The organism is Tumebacillus permanentifrigoris (assembly GCF_003148565.1).
In the GTDB taxonomy this organism is placed as follows: Bacteria; Bacillota; Bacilli; order Tumebacillales; family Tumebacillaceae; genus Tumebacillus; species Tumebacillus permanentifrigoris.
The window spans coordinates 381,684-395,894 of record NZ_QGGL01000001.1; the positions used below are offsets into that span (position 1 = coordinate 381,684).

General features: G+C 53.4%; 13 protein-coding genes. 4 read left to right on the forward strand and 9 right to left on the reverse strand.

All coding sequences use genetic code 11. The annotated features are described in order from the left end of the window. Nucleotides 1–13: 13 nt before the first annotated feature. Together C7459_RS01690 and C7459_RS01695 are read right to left on the reverse strand one after the other, a co-directional pair. Nucleotides 14–3,187 (reverse strand): MMPL family transporter, encoded by a 3,174-nt coding sequence (locus C7459_RS01690; protein WP_109685612.1) that lies wholly within the window; start codon nt 3,185–3,187, stop codon nt 14–16. Beyond that, nucleotides 3,184–3,645: a MarR family winged helix-turn-helix transcriptional regulator gene (locus C7459_RS01695; protein WP_109685614.1), complete on the reverse strand. Its 462-nt coding sequence runs from the start codon at nt 3,643–3,645 to the stop codon at nt 3,184–3,186. The genes C7459_RS01690 and C7459_RS01695 overlap by 4 nt, the downstream gene beginning before the upstream one ends. Nucleotides 3,646–3,786: 141 nt before the next feature. Here C7459_RS01695 and C7459_RS01700 point away from each other — a divergent pair, with 141 nt between their 5' ends. Further along, nucleotides 3,787–4,782: a metallophosphoesterase family protein gene (locus C7459_RS01700; RefSeq protein ID WP_109685616.1), complete on the forward strand. Its 996-nt coding sequence runs from the start codon at nt 3,787–3,789 to the stop codon at nt 4,780–4,782. 31 nt (nt 4,783–4,813) lie between these two features. Here C7459_RS01700 and C7459_RS01705 read toward each other — a convergent pair whose 3' ends face one another. Further along, complete coding sequence (locus C7459_RS01705) at nt 4,814–5,359, reverse strand: histidine phosphatase family protein (RefSeq protein WP_109685618.1); 546 nt, start codon at nt 5,357–5,359, stop codon at nt 4,814–4,816. 151 nt (nt 5,360–5,510) lie between these two features. After that, nucleotides 5,511–7,514: a methyl-accepting chemotaxis protein gene (locus C7459_RS01710; protein ID WP_109685620.1), complete on the reverse strand. Its 2,004-nt coding sequence runs from the start codon at nt 7,512–7,514 to the stop codon at nt 5,511–5,513. Nucleotides 7,515–7,685: 171 nt separating this feature from the next. Here C7459_RS01710 and C7459_RS01715 point away from each other — a divergent pair, with 171 nt between their 5' ends. Next, nucleotides 7,686–8,498, forward strand: a complete 813-nt coding sequence (locus C7459_RS01715; protein ID WP_109685622.1) for an alpha/beta hydrolase family protein — start codon at nt 7,686–7,688, stop codon at nt 8,496–8,498. Nucleotides 8,499–8,551: 53 nt separating this feature from the next. Here the strand turns inward: C7459_RS01715 and C7459_RS01720 are convergent, their stop codons facing one another. The 3 genes from C7459_RS01720 to C7459_RS01730 all read right to left on the reverse strand — a co-directional run bounded on the left by C7459_RS01720 (nt 8,552) and on the right by C7459_RS01730 (nt 11,048). Next, complete coding sequence (locus C7459_RS01720) at nt 8,552–9,679, reverse strand: NADH-dependent flavin oxidoreductase (protein WP_109685624.1); 1,128 nt, start codon at nt 9,677–9,679, stop codon at nt 8,552–8,554. Between the two features lie 424 nt (nt 9,680–10,103). Next, nucleotides 10,104–10,394 carry a YgiT-type zinc finger protein gene (locus C7459_RS01725; protein ID WP_109685626.1) on the reverse strand — a complete coding sequence of 97 codons (291 nt, stop codon included), beginning with the start codon at nt 10,392–10,394 and terminating at the stop codon, nt 10,104–10,106. Nucleotides 10,395–10,472: 78 nt separating this feature from the next. Next, complete coding sequence (locus C7459_RS01730; RefSeq protein ID WP_109685628.1) at nt 10,473–11,048, reverse strand: hypothetical protein; 576 nt, start codon at nt 11,046–11,048, stop codon at nt 10,473–10,475. Nucleotides 11,049–11,578: 530 nt separating this feature from the next. Here C7459_RS01730 and C7459_RS01735 point away from each other — a divergent pair. Together C7459_RS01735 and C7459_RS01740 are read left to right on the forward strand one after the other, a co-directional pair. Continuing rightward, nucleotides 11,579–12,580 carry a hypothetical protein gene (locus C7459_RS01735; protein ID WP_245884360.1) on the forward strand — a complete coding sequence of 334 codons (1,002 nt, stop codon included), beginning with the start codon at nt 11,579–11,581 and terminating at the stop codon, nt 12,578–12,580. A gap of 16 nt (nt 12,581–12,596) precedes the next feature. Beyond that, nucleotides 12,597–13,016: a hypothetical protein gene (locus C7459_RS01740; protein ID WP_109685633.1), complete on the forward strand. Its 420-nt coding sequence runs from the start codon at nt 12,597–12,599 to the stop codon at nt 13,014–13,016. Between the two features lie 156 nt (nt 13,017–13,172). On the opposite strand, the gene C7459_RS01745 is transcribed toward C7459_RS01740, so the two are convergent. Beyond that, complete coding sequence (locus C7459_RS01745) at nt 13,173–13,751, reverse strand: hypothetical protein (protein ID WP_109685635.1); 579 nt, start codon at nt 13,749–13,751, stop codon at nt 13,173–13,175. An 18-nt stretch (nt 13,752–13,769) separates the two neighbouring features. Then, complete coding sequence (locus C7459_RS23075; RefSeq protein ID WP_170119201.1) at nt 13,770–13,913, reverse strand: hypothetical protein; 144 nt, start codon at nt 13,911–13,913, stop codon at nt 13,770–13,772. Between the last annotated feature and the right edge of the window lie 298 nt (nt 13,914–14,211).

Sequence of the window (14,211 nt, forward strand, 5' to 3'; positions counted from 1 at the left end):
ACGCTCTTTTTGCTTACAGGGACTTCACCGGTTGGCGTTGTTCCTGTGTCGGTCGTTCTGCACGACCCATAAACGGCCACCAGTTCGCCGCGCCAAATGTGCGGACCATCACCGGGATGAACAGCGGCAGCATCACGAACGCGTACAGGAACAGCCCGCACAGCAGGATCGTGGCAATTTGCAGCAGCGACATCACGCCAGACGGCAGCATCGCGGCAAATGTCCCCCCGAGGATGACGGCAGCGGAGATGATGACGCTGCCCATTTTTTTCATCGCCAACAAGATCGCATCGTGCGGCGTCATGTGACGGTATTCTTTGAAGCGATCCATCAGGAAGATGCTGTAGTCAACACCTAGCGCCATCAGCAGGACGAAGCCAAAGAACGGAACCGCCCACGAGATGCCCGTCTGACCGAGCAGTCGCACGAAGATCACTTCGGAGATTGCCATCGACGTGTAGTACGTCAGCAGCAGTGACAGGATGATATAAATCGGCAGGACGATCGAGCGGAACATCAGAACCAAGATCACGGCGATCCCGATCAACATCAGCATGACCGTGCGCGCATAGTCTTCGGCGGAGATGTTTTTCAGATCGTTGTTGATGCTGGTCACGCCGCTGACCGCATAGGTGGCGGTCGCGTAGTCCGTGCCTTTGATTCCGCGTGCGACGGCTTCATTCAGCCCGTCGACTTTTTTCAGCGTCTCCACATCATACGGATTGCCGGCGAACACCACGTCGAAGGTCGTGATCTTGCGGTCCTTGGACATGTAGACGTCGAGCGCTTTTTGGAAATCGGCGCTCTGGAGCGCTTCGTCTGGGATGTACCACCCGGTCATCTGCTTGTCGGGTGCGGTCGAGAGTTTGTTCAGGTAGTCGTTGGCACTTTGCAGACCGCCTGAGACTTTCGACAGACCGTCGGTGCTCTTGTTCAGACCGTCGGTCAGTTGACCCAATTGACCATTGAGTTGTGCAAAGCCGTTTTGCAGTTCTTTTTGCCCGGAGGAGACGTTGTCGAACCCGCTCGTGACAGCCGGGAGTTTCGATACGATCTGACCTTGCCCGTTGGCCGCTTGCGTGATGCCCGCTTGCAGTTGGTCAAGACCTTGCGCCAGTGCGCTCAGCCCAGCGGCCAATTGGACTTGACCGGCTTGCGCTTGGGCCAACCCGCCGTTCGCTTGACCCAGACCTTTGGCGACCTGATCCAGTTGGGCGTTCAGTTGCTTCAAGCCGTCACCCAGTTGGGTGGCACCCGTCTGCAACGCCGTGACTGCACCGACGGTCGATTTGAAGTCAGGGTCGTTTTGCAGTTCTGGGTACTTCTGCGCGAGACCTGTCAGACCTTTTCCTACAGTAGAGAGACCTTCTGCCAGACCCGAAGTTTTGGCGGATACGTCCTGATAGGCTTGCGTCAGGTCACCGAGCCCCTTGCCCATCTCTTGGTAGTGGCGCAGCAGCTCCTGCGACGCGGCTGCCAATTGATCGGCACTGTCCTTCGCCTGCTTCAGCCCCTTGCTGAGATCGGCAGCTCCGACGGAACCGTCACGCAGACCTTTCTCGATCTGTTTCAGACCGGCACCGAGTTGCACGACGCCCGACTTCAGCGCGATCGTCCCGTCGATCAGTTTTCCGGCACCGTCCACCGCTTGGTTGAGCTTCGGTGCGCTCTCCGTCAGACCCTTGCTGGCATCGTTCAAGCCTTTGCCGATCTGTCCGAGCGCGTCCTCCCCTTGACCGAGACCATCCCCCAGCGTGTTCACTTGCTTGGAGACGGTGAGATCCTCGATCGTGTCACCTGCCGGGCGCGTTGCACTGCGCACCGATTTGACACCCTCGACTTTCAGCAGTTCGCGGGTAACTTGCTCCACCGTGGCGAGACCTGCGGAGGAATCCAGCGGCTTGTCGACTTTCACGACCACTTTCGAAGGCATCGATTCGCCGGGGCCAAATGATTCCGCGATCTGGTTAAACGCTTTGACGGAGTTGTATCTGTCCCCGATCTCATCCATCGAGTTGAAGGACGTTGCGCCTTGGTACGCGCTCAGGAACGGGACGATGATCACCGCGAGGATGACCAGCGCCCACAGCGGGCGAGTCAGCGAGAAGTTGCCGACGATGCCCCAGAGTCGGTTTTCTTTGTGTTCAAGCGAGCCTTTGGATGGCCAGAAAATCACGTTGCCAAGCGCCGCCATGAAGAACGGCACCAGCGTGATCAAGGCGAGCAGCAACACAGCCACCCCAACGGCAACGGCCACCGCCGAGCGGTACAGCGAAAATGTCGAGAACCCGATCGAGGCAAATCCAACCAACACCGCCAAGCCGGAGAAAAACACCGTCTTGCCCGCCGTGCGGTAGGTGTTGAGAATCGCCGTGATGCGGTCATGACCGTGCGCCAACTCTTCCTTGAACCGGGAGATCAACAGAATGCAATAGTCGGTCCCGATCCCGAACATGATCGCGACCATGAAGATCTGCGTAAAGTTCGAGAGCGGGAATCCGAACTTGTCGACCAGAAACGCGACGATCGACTGTGCGACGACGTAACTGATCCCGACCGTCAGCAGCGGAATGAACGGAGCCACCAACGAGCGGAACACCACGAACAGGATCGAGAGGATGAACACCACCGTGATCCATTCCGTTTTTTTCAACCCTTCTTGCGAGCTCTGCACCACATCTTCGTTGATCATCATATTGCCCGTGTAGTAGTGCGTAAGTTTCACATCGGAGATCGCCTTGTACAGCGTGTCGCTCGCTTCGGCGGGCGTGCGATCTGCCATCGAGATGTTGACGAGCATCAGCAGGGTCTTGCCGTCCTTTGCGACCATCTGCTTTTCCAAGTCTTTCGTCTCGAAGTGCGAGATCACCGACGTGATGCCGTACTTGTCTTGGTTGTCATGTAGTTCTTGGTAGCCGTGTTTGGCTTCCTCCAGATCGCTAGAGCTGAGTCCGTTGTCGTTGTGGAACACCAGCACGACCGCTTCCTCATTGGCATCCTTGGGTTGGTCTTGCGTCATCTCGGAGACCAGCTCGGCTGCCTTCGAGGACGAATAACCGTCTGGCACGCGGATCTGACCCTTGTCGCGCACGAGCGCCTCCATGTTCGGAGCGACCAGAGCCAAGCCGACCGCTGCGACCAGCCACAGCAGCAGCCAGAGCCATTTCGTTTTGATGATTGTCTTCATTCTCGTCCCTTACCCCCCTCTTCTTCGATCAGGATGCGCGCCAGTTTCTCATACGTCTCGATGAACGTGTGGGCTTCCTGCTCGTCGAAGTGATTGATGAACTTGGTCAGCAGTTCGGCGATCTTCTCTTGCATCGTCTCCACGAGTTCTGCACCCTCTGCGGTCAACGACAAGTAGATGACACGACGATCCTTGTCATCCAAGATGCGCTGGATCAAGTTCTTGTCTGCTAAGCGTTTCACAATGGCCGTGATGGAACTTTTGCCGACGAAAAAAAAGTCCGCCAGCTCAGACGATGTACACAGTCCGCGTTCCCGGATATATCGAAGGATGGAATGCTGATCAGCAGTCAAGTTCTCCGGCATCAACTCTCGGATACAGGCGTGCAGGATGCGATTGACGGTGAAGGTCGAAGTTTCAAACCGGTCGATCATCTGCTTCAGCAGTTGCTTCTCCATGTGTCTCCCTCCTCTACAGGTTGTTCGATCGTGAAACAGTTCGATAGGTGAACTATATCACTGAGCAGTTTGTCTCGTCAAGCGCCGTGGTCGTTCGTTGGGAAGGCTGCCGTGGTATAATCAGAATGAGGTGAAAATTCGATGCGCATCCAACGCCTGCTGCTTGCCCTCTTGCTTGTATTGCCGATCGCGATACTGGTTTGGAACCTGAAAAAGGACCCGAACCCACAGCCGGTCGCGCAACAAGTCACGACCCCCAATTCCAACCCAGATCTGCTGACCTTCGAAGTGATCAGCGATATCCATATCAGTACGTCCGATGGCGGAACGCAGAGCAAGTTTACCCATGTGCTGGAGGACATCAACCGAGCCGCACCCGCGAGCGACCTGTTGGTGATCAACGGCGACCTGAGCAACGGAGCCCCGGAGGATTACAGCGCCCTGCGCAACCTGCTCTCCAGCACGCCACACCCGCCGACCGAAGTGACGATTGGCAACCATGAGTTCTACGCCGCCTTCTATGACAAAAGCAACACGATGAACAAGGACACGTTCCCCAACGGTGACACCGATGAAAAAGCGCTCCAGCGCTTCCTCGATTTCGCCGGACGCCAGCAGGTCTATACGGAAAAAGTGATCAAGGACTACCACTTCCTGTTCCTCGGCTCGGAGAAATCGCGAATGAGCGACATGTCCTACAACGATGATGCCTACCTGTCAGACACCCAACTAGCTTGGTTGAAGGAGAAATTGCAGGGGCTTCCTACGGACAAGCCTGCCTTTGTGTTTCTGCACCAGCCGTTGCCGTACACCGTCTCCGGCACCGCGCGCGCCGGCTGGAACCGCACGGTGATCCAGCACGAAGCGCTGAAAAAACTCTTGGCTGCACACCCAAACCTGATCCTCTTCTCCGGGCACACGCATATCAACCTCGACCGCCCGACGACGTTTGTCCGGGATTCCTTTCTGATGGTCAACGACTCCTCCGCCGGTCGGCCCTACAATCCGGACCGCAACACGCGCCCGGACAGCGAAGGTCTGATCGTCGAAGTCCGCAACCGGGAAGTCACGATCCGCGGTCGCGACTTCCTCGGGCAGAAGTGGATCGAGGGCGTGGCGTACACCGTGAAACCGTAACGACAGCAAAAAGCCCTGACAACCGTTGTTGTCAGGGCTTTTTTTCAAAGGTATAGAGCGTGCCGTTCTCCGCGTATCCGAACTTCGGCCCGCTGAACCCACGGCGCAGCAGTTCCTTGCGCAGAAACATCATGATCCCACCATGTGACACGATGAGCACCTCCTGTTCGTCTCGTGCGAGGATCTCGTCGAGGACATCGGAGGCCCGCTTCTCCACATCGGCCTGGCCCTCGGTCTGAGAATTGTGGTTGATGAACCACGCCAGTCGCAACAGGATCGGCCAGACGAGGAACGGCAAGCGGACGTCACTTTGCAAAATCGGGTCGGGGCGCACCTCGCGCAACCCTTCGAGTTCGATGAGTTCGCCGCTATAGATCGTCTCCGCTGTTGTGCGAGCGCGGGACAAGGGACTGACATAACAACGCTTCCACTGCGTATCGCCCAAGTCGACGGGCGCGATCTCCACGTCTGACAGGTCGTACTCGTCGAGCCAGCGGTCAAGTTCGCGCGCGCTGAGCAGCTTCTCCTTTGGAAACCCCCGCGTGACTTTGAAGTGCCGCACAAGTCCTATCTTCAAGAGATTCGACCCCTATCAAATTTCGTTAGGATTATCCTACCAGTAACTTGATCGTATGCCAACACTTTTGCAGGTAGTCCATCCGTTTGGTGAGCGGATCGATAACGAAAAAGCGACCTCGCCACGAGCAGACGTGGCAAGGTCGCTTTTTTTACACGCGATACCCGGCAATCGAGCCTTTCAGTCGCTCTGCTGTCTCCGCGAGCACTTCCGCCGAGGTGGCGATCTCGTCAAATGCGGCCGTCTGTTCCTCGACGACAGCGGCGATGTTCTCCGAATTGCCCACGGTGCGGCGCGAGGCTTCTTGGACGCGCTGCGTGCCCGAGACGATGTGCTCCCACTGCGAAGCCAAGTCTTGGTTGTCATTGGTGATCGCTCCGACATGGTTCACCATCTCTTGTGACGCGATGGTGATGTCGTCAAACACGCGCTGCACCGTATCAAAAGCCTCCATGCCGACTTCGAAGTCCCGGTTGTTTTTGTCCCGATTTTTCACGATGTGTTGGATTTCCTGCTTGATATCCTCTACAATCACGGTGATGTCATTCGTCGAGTTCATCGCATGTTCCGCGAGTTTGCGAACTTCATCGGCAACCACGGCGAACCCGCGCCCCAACTCACCCGCTCGTGCCGCTTCGATCGCAGCGTTCAGAGCGAGCAAGTTCGTCTGTGTGGCAATCTGCGAGATGATGCCGAGAATGCCTTCCACTTGATCGGACTTGGTCGCCAGTTGATCGATCACTTGGTTGTTCGACAGGGTGTTGAGTTTGACCACTTCCAGCTTCTGCTGCGCGGAGGAGATCGTCTGACGGCCTTCCTCGACCAGTTCTTCCGCGCGCTTCGTCGTGCCTGCCGTGACTTCGGCAGAGGCGGCGATGTCATCGACTTTGTGCGCGATGGTGTCGATCTGCGTGCCCATCGAGGCGAGCTCTCTGTCAGACTCTTGCGCTTCGTGCGAGACGATCTGCGCGTCTTCGGCGATCTGGTGGGACGCATCCCGCACCCCTTGCGTGGTGGCGCGCAGTTGTGCAGAAGCCCCGTGGAAGCCTTCGACAGCTCGACCCACATCGGAGATCGTCTCTTGCAGACGCTCCAGCATCTGGTTCGCCGCCATCGCCAACTGACCGAATTCATCCTGCGTGGTGATCGGCAAGCGACTCGTCAGGTCACCATCGCCCCTAGAGATCGATTGCAGCGAGTCCTGAAGTTCCTTGAGGCGCTTGAACATCGCGGCCATGACGAGCATCGTCACCACGGTGATGATCAGAATCCCCACCCCCGCCGCGATGATCGTGATGTTGCGCAGTTTGGTGAGAATTTCTGTGGAGAGCGCCAGCACCATCCCTTGCCCGTTGGTGAGGGCTGTGAAGTAGTAGGTGACGGGCGTTCCGTTCAGATCGCCACCGAGCGTGACCGTTTGCTTGCTCTGGATGGCCGCTTGATAGGAAGCTTTCAAATCAAGTGGCAACGCTTTGAACTTGTCATCGGTCGCGACCATCGCCTTGCCGTCCTGCTCCAGCACGGCGGCGAGCAACACCTCGTCGCTCAGATGCGTTTTCATCTGGGCAATCAACGGTTTCGCCCCGACTTTGTTTTCCAGTTCGGCCAACTGCTTGCCATCGCGACCGATTTGGACGATGCCAGGCTTGTTCCAACCTGTGACGCCGACGAACTTGAACATCTTGTTGTCGAGCGTGCGGACCTGCGCCGGTTGTGTGACGACATCACGCTTTTGGGTGACCAGATCCATGAACGCATACGCCTGCGAGTTGGCATCCGCGCCAAAATTGAAATCAACCTTGGGCGCCATGTTCGTCAGCTTGGTGTAGCCTTTCTCATCGGTGATCCAGAATTCATCGATCCCGGAGCGCTTCGACAACGCCGCGAGTTCCTCATACGTGGTGCCCTTGGCAGCGAGCAGCGACAACATCGACGCTTGCCCGATCATTTCCTTTTCCAACACTTGCTCCGTCGTGGCGCGTGCGACGATCGCATTTTCCATGCCCATGCGCACCGTTTCCGTCAAGGCTAGACCTTGCCGCTCTAGGCTTTTCTCCGTCTCCTTGTAGATCAGGAACGCGATGCATGCGACAACCAAGGTCATCACCAATAAACTCGGCAAGATCAACTTCCACTTGATCGATAATTTCCCCACATGAACACCTCTATTATTAGTTAATTCAATTTTTCCAATTCACCTTTGAAAGGTGACTGATACATATTATTCGATTGAGTTCGACACTTTCCCTTCACAGATTGTCGAAAAAATAAATTGCATCTATTATAAATGTTGTAGTGCAAATTTACAACAGTAAAGGAGCTAGGTATGCTACGATTGCCCGACGATGGTACGATCGTTTCTCGACAACTGCTTACCGTCCCCCCTGCGTATCGCGAGCAAGTCCGGATCGAGCGCATCCGCTATCGGGTCGACGGCCTGCAAGTCGTTGGATTTATCGCCACGCCGACCTCGACCGAACCCCGACAGTTCCCCGTCCTGATCTACAACCGCGGCGGATTCCGGTCGTTCAGCAAGATCAAGGAAGAAACACTCGCCCGCCTCGCCAGCTATGCCGCCCGTGGCTATGTGGTGCTCGCCTCGCAATACCGTGGCAATGACGGTGGCGAAGGGCAGGATGAATACGGCGGCGCTGATCTCAAAGACCTATTTGCCCTCGCCTGGCTAGCCGAGTCCTTGCCACAGGCAGATGCTTCGCGCATGGTGATGTTTGGACATTCGCGCGGTGGCATGATGACGTATCTCTGCATCCGGCACGGCCTGCCTCTCCGAGCCGCCGCCACCACGAGCGCTCCGAGCGACCTGTTCCGCCGACCGCTCCCTCCGGCGATTGCGCATCTCTACCACGACCTTTTCGGAGACCCTGAGCAGAACCCGACCGACTATCGCGAGCGTTCCGCCCTCTGCTGGCCCGAGCAGTTGCGAGTACCGCTGCTGCTACAGGTCGGCGCTCTCGATCGACGCGTCGATCCCGCAGAGTCGGAGTTGTTAGCGGCCGCGCTACAAGAGCGAGGCTACACGCACAAGTTCATCTGCTACCCCGAGGCGGACCATCACCTGATGGAAGTTGCGCCCGATCGCGACCGTGAAATTTTTGACTGGTTCGACCGCTTTTTGTAGGCAAAAAAAGAGAGAGTGCCGTCGCGGCACTCTCTCTTTTTCTCCTCAGACGATCAGTCCGCGACCTTGAACCAGCCCGGCGAGTTGAGGATCGCTTGCCAGAGCAGGTCGGGAATCACGAGACGCTCCTGCTCTTGCTTGGAAAGTTGCGTCTTGATCTCCGACTCGCGACCTTCGACGATTTTCTCCACCCAGTCCGGTTCCATGATCAGTTCGCGACCGATGGCGATCAGCGGAACACCGGTTTGGATCGCACGCAGCGCATCGTCTGCGGTTTGAATCGATCCGACGCCCATCACGGGGACGCGGTCGCCTACTTTCTCCTGAATCCAGTCCAGACGCGTGCGGGAATCCTCCTCCACACCACGGCGCGGGGCCGACCAGAAGTCCATCAGCGAGACGTGGAGATAATCGAGCGACTTGTCAGCGAGCGCGTCGACGAGCACCAGCGTATCTTCCATCGTGATGCCTTGGGTTTCCGGCTCCTCCGGGGAGAAGCGGTAGCCGACGACGAACGGCGTTTTCGCATGTGCGGCGACGACCTTTTGCACTTCGTCGACCACAGCCAGCGGGAACGCCATGCGGTTGGACAGACTGCCGCCCCAACGATCTTCGCGACGGTTGGTGTGCGCGGAGAAGCACTGTTGGAGCAGGTAGCCGTTCGCTCCGTGGATTTCGACACCGTCAAACCCAGCTTCGATCGCCCGGCGGGTCGCTTCGCCAAAGTCGCGGATGATCTCCAGAATTTCCGCATCGGTCAACGGGCGTGGGGTTGGAGCACCCTCCGCCGCAGGAGCGACAGCGCTTGCACTGACCGTCTCGCCGTTCGGTACACAATCTGGCGGGCACTGGCTTCCACCGTGGAAGACTTGCAGCACCGCTTTGGCCCCACGCGATTGGATCGCGCTCGCGAGGCGTTTCAAGCCGGGGATCATGTCATCCGATTCGGCGGAGAATTCCCCGGGGAATCCTTTGCCGCTGGGGGTTGCATAGGTGCAAGCGGTGATCACGAGGCCGACCCCGTTCGAACGGCGTTGGTAGTATTCCAATTCCACATCAGAGACGGTGCCGTCTTGGTTCGAAGAGAAATGGGTCATCGGGGCCATGACGATGCGGTTTTTGAGTTCAACACCCGAGCGCAGGGCGAAACGCTCGAATAGCGGTATGTACTTTTCATTCATGAGTAGTCGTTCCTCCAGTTCATCTTTTCATTCAGACTGCTTAGGCTTCATTTTATAAAGCGCCTTGTCAAAAGAAAGTGATGGAGCTTACCTAATGGAAAAAAGGGTTCTGTCTGGCACCCTACTCATCCCCAACAACCGTCGGGCCATGCAGGACTGTTTCTACGATTCCCTATTCGAGACAATCGGAATCAGGATGAAAATTCGGGTTGATTCATAAACGGGTCTTGCTGCACGGGATCGGCTCATCAAAATCACAACAAAAGAGAGGCGAAGATATCATCTTCAGCCTCTCTTAAGTTTCAACTTGGGAACAAACAGATCATTGTAATACTCACTGACAACGCTAGGCTATTGTATCTATCTTTTTTGACAAAAAAGATAGAGGGCGCGAGTCCATCCTCTCTCGGTTTTTTGAATTCGTTTATCGAGGCAGCCAAGGGTTTCCTTGTTTCATGTCCTCCAAGAGATCTTCACTCCAGACCGCCTCAGAAATCTCTGCTTGATAAGCATAAACAGTCAATGTAGGGATCTTTGTGTCCAGATCAAACTCTAACTCTCCACATGAAGTACAGTCAAAGTGAGGCACCTTGTGGATACGGATCTCGGTGTTGCGGATCGTACGAGTAATCGTACCCACCTTATAAAGCATAACTCCGCCACAAGCGCAGATACAAGTCTTGTTCGTGGAATCTCTGCTATCCATCACCATCATGATCCATTCCTCCTAAGGTACTTTGCTGTTCTATCATATTTATCGTTTTTCGACAAGTTTATAACCAACCGTCAAAAATCACAACAACGTGATGATTCGAATTCTGTTTGATTCTATAATAGCTAGCGCCAGCGTCCCCTCTATTCCATCGGGACGTTGACCGCGAACTTCAAGCGCGAGACTTTGATTGAAATGAACCTCGGCGCTGTTAATTGTTGCTTTGTTGACAGTTAACCTTACTCCGTCTACCCGATTGATTGTGCACACACAGTGGTGTACATCTTCTTCAGAAAGCCAACCTCTAAAATTAGGGTGTTCTGCTCCATTCACGAGGTCGTCTTGAAGTCGATCTAAAGCATGAGATGTAAGTCTGATTTTCTTGAATTTAATGACATTAAGTACAACTTCGAGGAACGCATCCAGACGATCGCGTGATAACTGAACAGGAACCCCCATTTTCATGCCATTCCCAGATACATCATTTTGAATTGCTTCGTCAGACATGTTTTCAATCGCCTGGCGAAGATCGATGATCTCTTCTTCTTCAAGAGTCATAGCTGTCTCTTGTCGTTCAAACCACTTGTATATCGTGCTGTCTGCTGAGACGAAACTGTGCTGCTTACTTCCGACCTGTGGAGCAGAGCTAGTATCCATGGACGACCCTCCAGCGGTGACATTATGTAACGGAGTAATGAGGTTTACTCTATCATATGGAATAAACTACTAGCAAATAGCGAAATATGACGAAATATCAAGGTTAACTACCTCTGTTACATATAATTCTACTTTGTTCGCTCATCGCCTCTTTATTTAGATGAAAAATATCACATCAACCAACTTACATTTACCTGATCTAAAAAACGCTTACATTCAAATTACATATGCAATGTCTCAGTTCGACTGAGCTGCTTTCTGAGCAAATACATATGCATCATGAGATAATCTCACATTTTCATTAATTAAACTCATTTGCAGGTGGATTTTACTCATGTGTAGAAAGGTATAATTGGAAAGAAGGTGGTACAAAAAAATTACAAAACTATCGAATGAATCCATCAGATTGGTGACGGACGTGATGATCCGAGTTGATAACGACTCTTTCAAGTAGACAGCTCACCAATTGACAGAAATTCCCGGCGCTCAGACCTAAGCACTTCCGTTGATACGTTGAGAAACGTAGTGAAATGCAGCACAAATTAGCCACTTCAGATAATGGTATTTTCCCGTCAACTTTTTTATCAAACGACACAGGGTGTGGTGACTACAACATGAGTTTGCTTCGTAATATCGTAACGTTCGGAGCTTCCGGCCGAATCGAAAAAAAGCTACATGAATTTGAAGACCTCCAATTCGAGTACGAACAGTTATTTATGAAAACGGAATCGAAAAGAGCGAGCGTCAACTCTGTTCTGGAACAAGTCATTAAAGTCAAATTGTCCGCCGTAGAATCACTAAAAGAAATCAATAAGATTTCCCAGAATCTAAAAACTAAGGACCGAGAATTGCCCGATCATAAAGTCGGCAACGATGTAGAAGATGTTCACTTTGAGAGAATTGGAGAAACCATTACAGCAGCTGATGCAGCAATCAATCTCACAAAGGGTGTGTCTGCAGGAGTAGGAACTGCGCTAGGTGCATGGGCACTAGTCTCCAGTATTGGGACCGCATCAACCGGTTCGGCCATCGCTGGCTTGTCTGGCGCAGCAGCAACCAATGCAACGCTGGCGTGGTTTGGTGGTGGTGCACTCGCCGCTGGCGGCGGGGGCATGATGGCAGGAACTGCTGTTCTCGGGGGTATAGTTGTTCTTCCAGCGTTGGCCTTGGCAGGTGTATTCAGTCACCTCAAAGCCAACAAACAGATAAAAGAGATCGAGGAAAATATGTTACAAGTAGTGCAGATCAACGAGCAACTAAATGACAATATTCTCAAATTAGAAGTCATTGAGATGCGAAGTCAGGAACTCATTGTTTCCATCAAAAAAGCTGAAGAGGCCTTTACACACGAATTGGCTGTGATATATAAACAGGTCTACCCGATTCCACTCTTCTCCAAGTTAGCAAAAACACTGAGAAAACGACTCCTCCGAAGGAACTACTTCTCAAATCAGGATCTTCAAAATATCGCCTACATAGGCAGTATTGCAAATGAATTTGCCACTCTAATTGACACCAAGGTTTTTGAATAGATTGGAGGACACCCGAATGTTATCTTTTTTCAATAAAAACAAACTCACCAAAGGGCTCTCAAAATTGCAAACCGTCCAGCATATCATGCCAACTCCCGATGTTCTAGACTTCTTTGGGAAGCTTTCGGATGCGTATCGCGAGTCTCTGATTACTACACGAGAAATGGCTGCAATCGAAGCACAGAAGGAAATTCTTTTAACTGAGATCGAAAACAAATACGATCTCTACCACACAATCTTCCAACGCGTTTTTGATGAACGTCAATCGGCGGTCAACAAATCTTTTGAAATCATCGACAAAGGGCTCCTCGAAGGTGATCGTGAACTGATCGGTTTAGGCATGCAGAGCCTTAGCAAGATTGTCTCCAGCAGCCCCTTCGCAAATATGCAGGAGTTATCTAGGTGTCTTGAAAGCGATCGAATTATTGAGATCTGATAGACAGTACCAAGCCATCAGAATACGCCTTCAAATACCTCCGCACGCTAAAAAGGACGGTCGCTGGACTGTATCGCAATCGAATACGCTTCGATTCAAAACTTCTCGACCAACTCCCGGCCCTTCGCATTTTTTCCTGCGCGATCCACGTTTTTCCTACAGCAAGATATGCAACGTAACCGCCACGGCAAAGGCGAGGCCGATGTACAGGTGCCACTTGCGGGCTGATTTGGTGGCGGAGACGGTCTTGTATTGATACATGATCCCCAAGCCGACGAGGAAAAACATCACGGCAGTCGCGATCAGTCCGGTGTAGATGTTGAGCGATGTTCCCTTGGGGAAGACCACGAAGTAAAGCGAATGCAGCATCGCCAGACCAAACATCAACCAACCAAAAAACACATGCTGCGCCCGAAGCCACTTCAACAGATGCAGGCCAATTTCCACGAGGTTGGTCGAAGGCGCGGCTCCTTGTTTGTACCGGGTCCAGACCAGCCGGAACAAGTAGAGGATCAGCGAGAACCCACCCGCCACCGTCGAGACGATGCCGAAGTTATCCCAGAAGCCTTTGGCCATCCGGTCAGTCGACCACATCGCCGTGAGTTGCGACGGGTTGAACCACAACCCGAACGTCAAGAAGATAAGTGCAAGAATCAGATAAAGGGCACGGGCCCGGAGGATGCGGAGTACCAACGGTTGTTTTTGAAGCTGTGTGGGTGTAGTTGTTGATTTCAAGGTGTTCGCCTCCTTTCCTTAATTGTTCGCGGGGGGTCGATCGTGCATCGGCCCAGGACCATGTTGATCCGGTTGCGGTTGGATCGTGACGGCCAGATACCCGGCTCCGGCTACGACGACGACCCAGACGGCGATGATCACCGTGTTGACGAGCTTTTTCATATGCGCCAACTCCTTTGTGCTCTTAGTATAGCTCAGAAAGATTAGAAACCAATTTGAGACCGCAACAAAAAAAGAGAGCCACCAAGGCTCCCTTTTTTTACGAAGCTCTGTCTCTCCAGATCAAGACAACCGCTACAAGTACAAATACGGTAATACGAGAGCAAGATCCCGATGCTCCATCAAGGCTTCTTGCCATTCCATCGGAGGTTCCCCCTAGACTGTTCGTTCATTTCTCTTACTTGTAGCTTAGCGGTTTGGTGGGTTCAAGCAAATCAAGCACGCAAAAAGACAGGCAGTG

Coding starts and splice junctions, on each gene's coding strand:
- C7459_RS01690 (WP_109685612.1), bottom strand. CDS start 3,187: ATGAAGACAATCATCAAAACGAAATGGCTCTGGCTGCTGCTGTGGCTG.
- C7459_RS01695 (WP_109685614.1), bottom strand. CDS start 3,645: ATGGAGAAGCAACTGCTGAAGCAGATGATCGACCGGTTTGAAACTTCG.
- C7459_RS01700 (WP_109685616.1), top strand. CDS start 3,787: ATGCGCATCCAACGCCTGCTGCTTGCCCTCTTGCTTGTATTGCCGATC.
- C7459_RS01715 (WP_109685622.1), top strand. CDS start 7,686: ATGCTACGATTGCCCGACGATGGTACGATCGTTTCTCGACAACTGCTT.
- C7459_RS01720 (WP_109685624.1), bottom strand. CDS start 9,679: ATGAATGAAAAGTACATACCGCTATTCGAGCGTTTCGCCCTGCGCTCG.
- C7459_RS01725 (WP_109685626.1), bottom strand. CDS start 10,394: ATGATGGTGATGGATAGCAGAGATTCCACGAACAAGACTTGTATCTGC.
- C7459_RS01730 (WP_109685628.1), bottom strand. CDS start 11,048: ATGGATACTAGCTCTGCTCCACAGGTCGGAAGTAAGCAGCACAGTTTC.
- C7459_RS01735 (WP_245884360.1), top strand. CDS start 11,579: ATGCAGCACAAATTAGCCACTTCAGATAATGGTATTTTCCCGTCAACT.
- C7459_RS01740 (WP_109685633.1), top strand. CDS start 12,597: ATGTTATCTTTTTTCAATAAAAACAAACTCACCAAAGGGCTCTCAAAA.
- C7459_RS23075 (WP_170119201.1), bottom strand. CDS start 13,913: ATGAAAAAGCTCGTCAACACGGTGATCATCGCCGTCTGGGTCGTCGTC.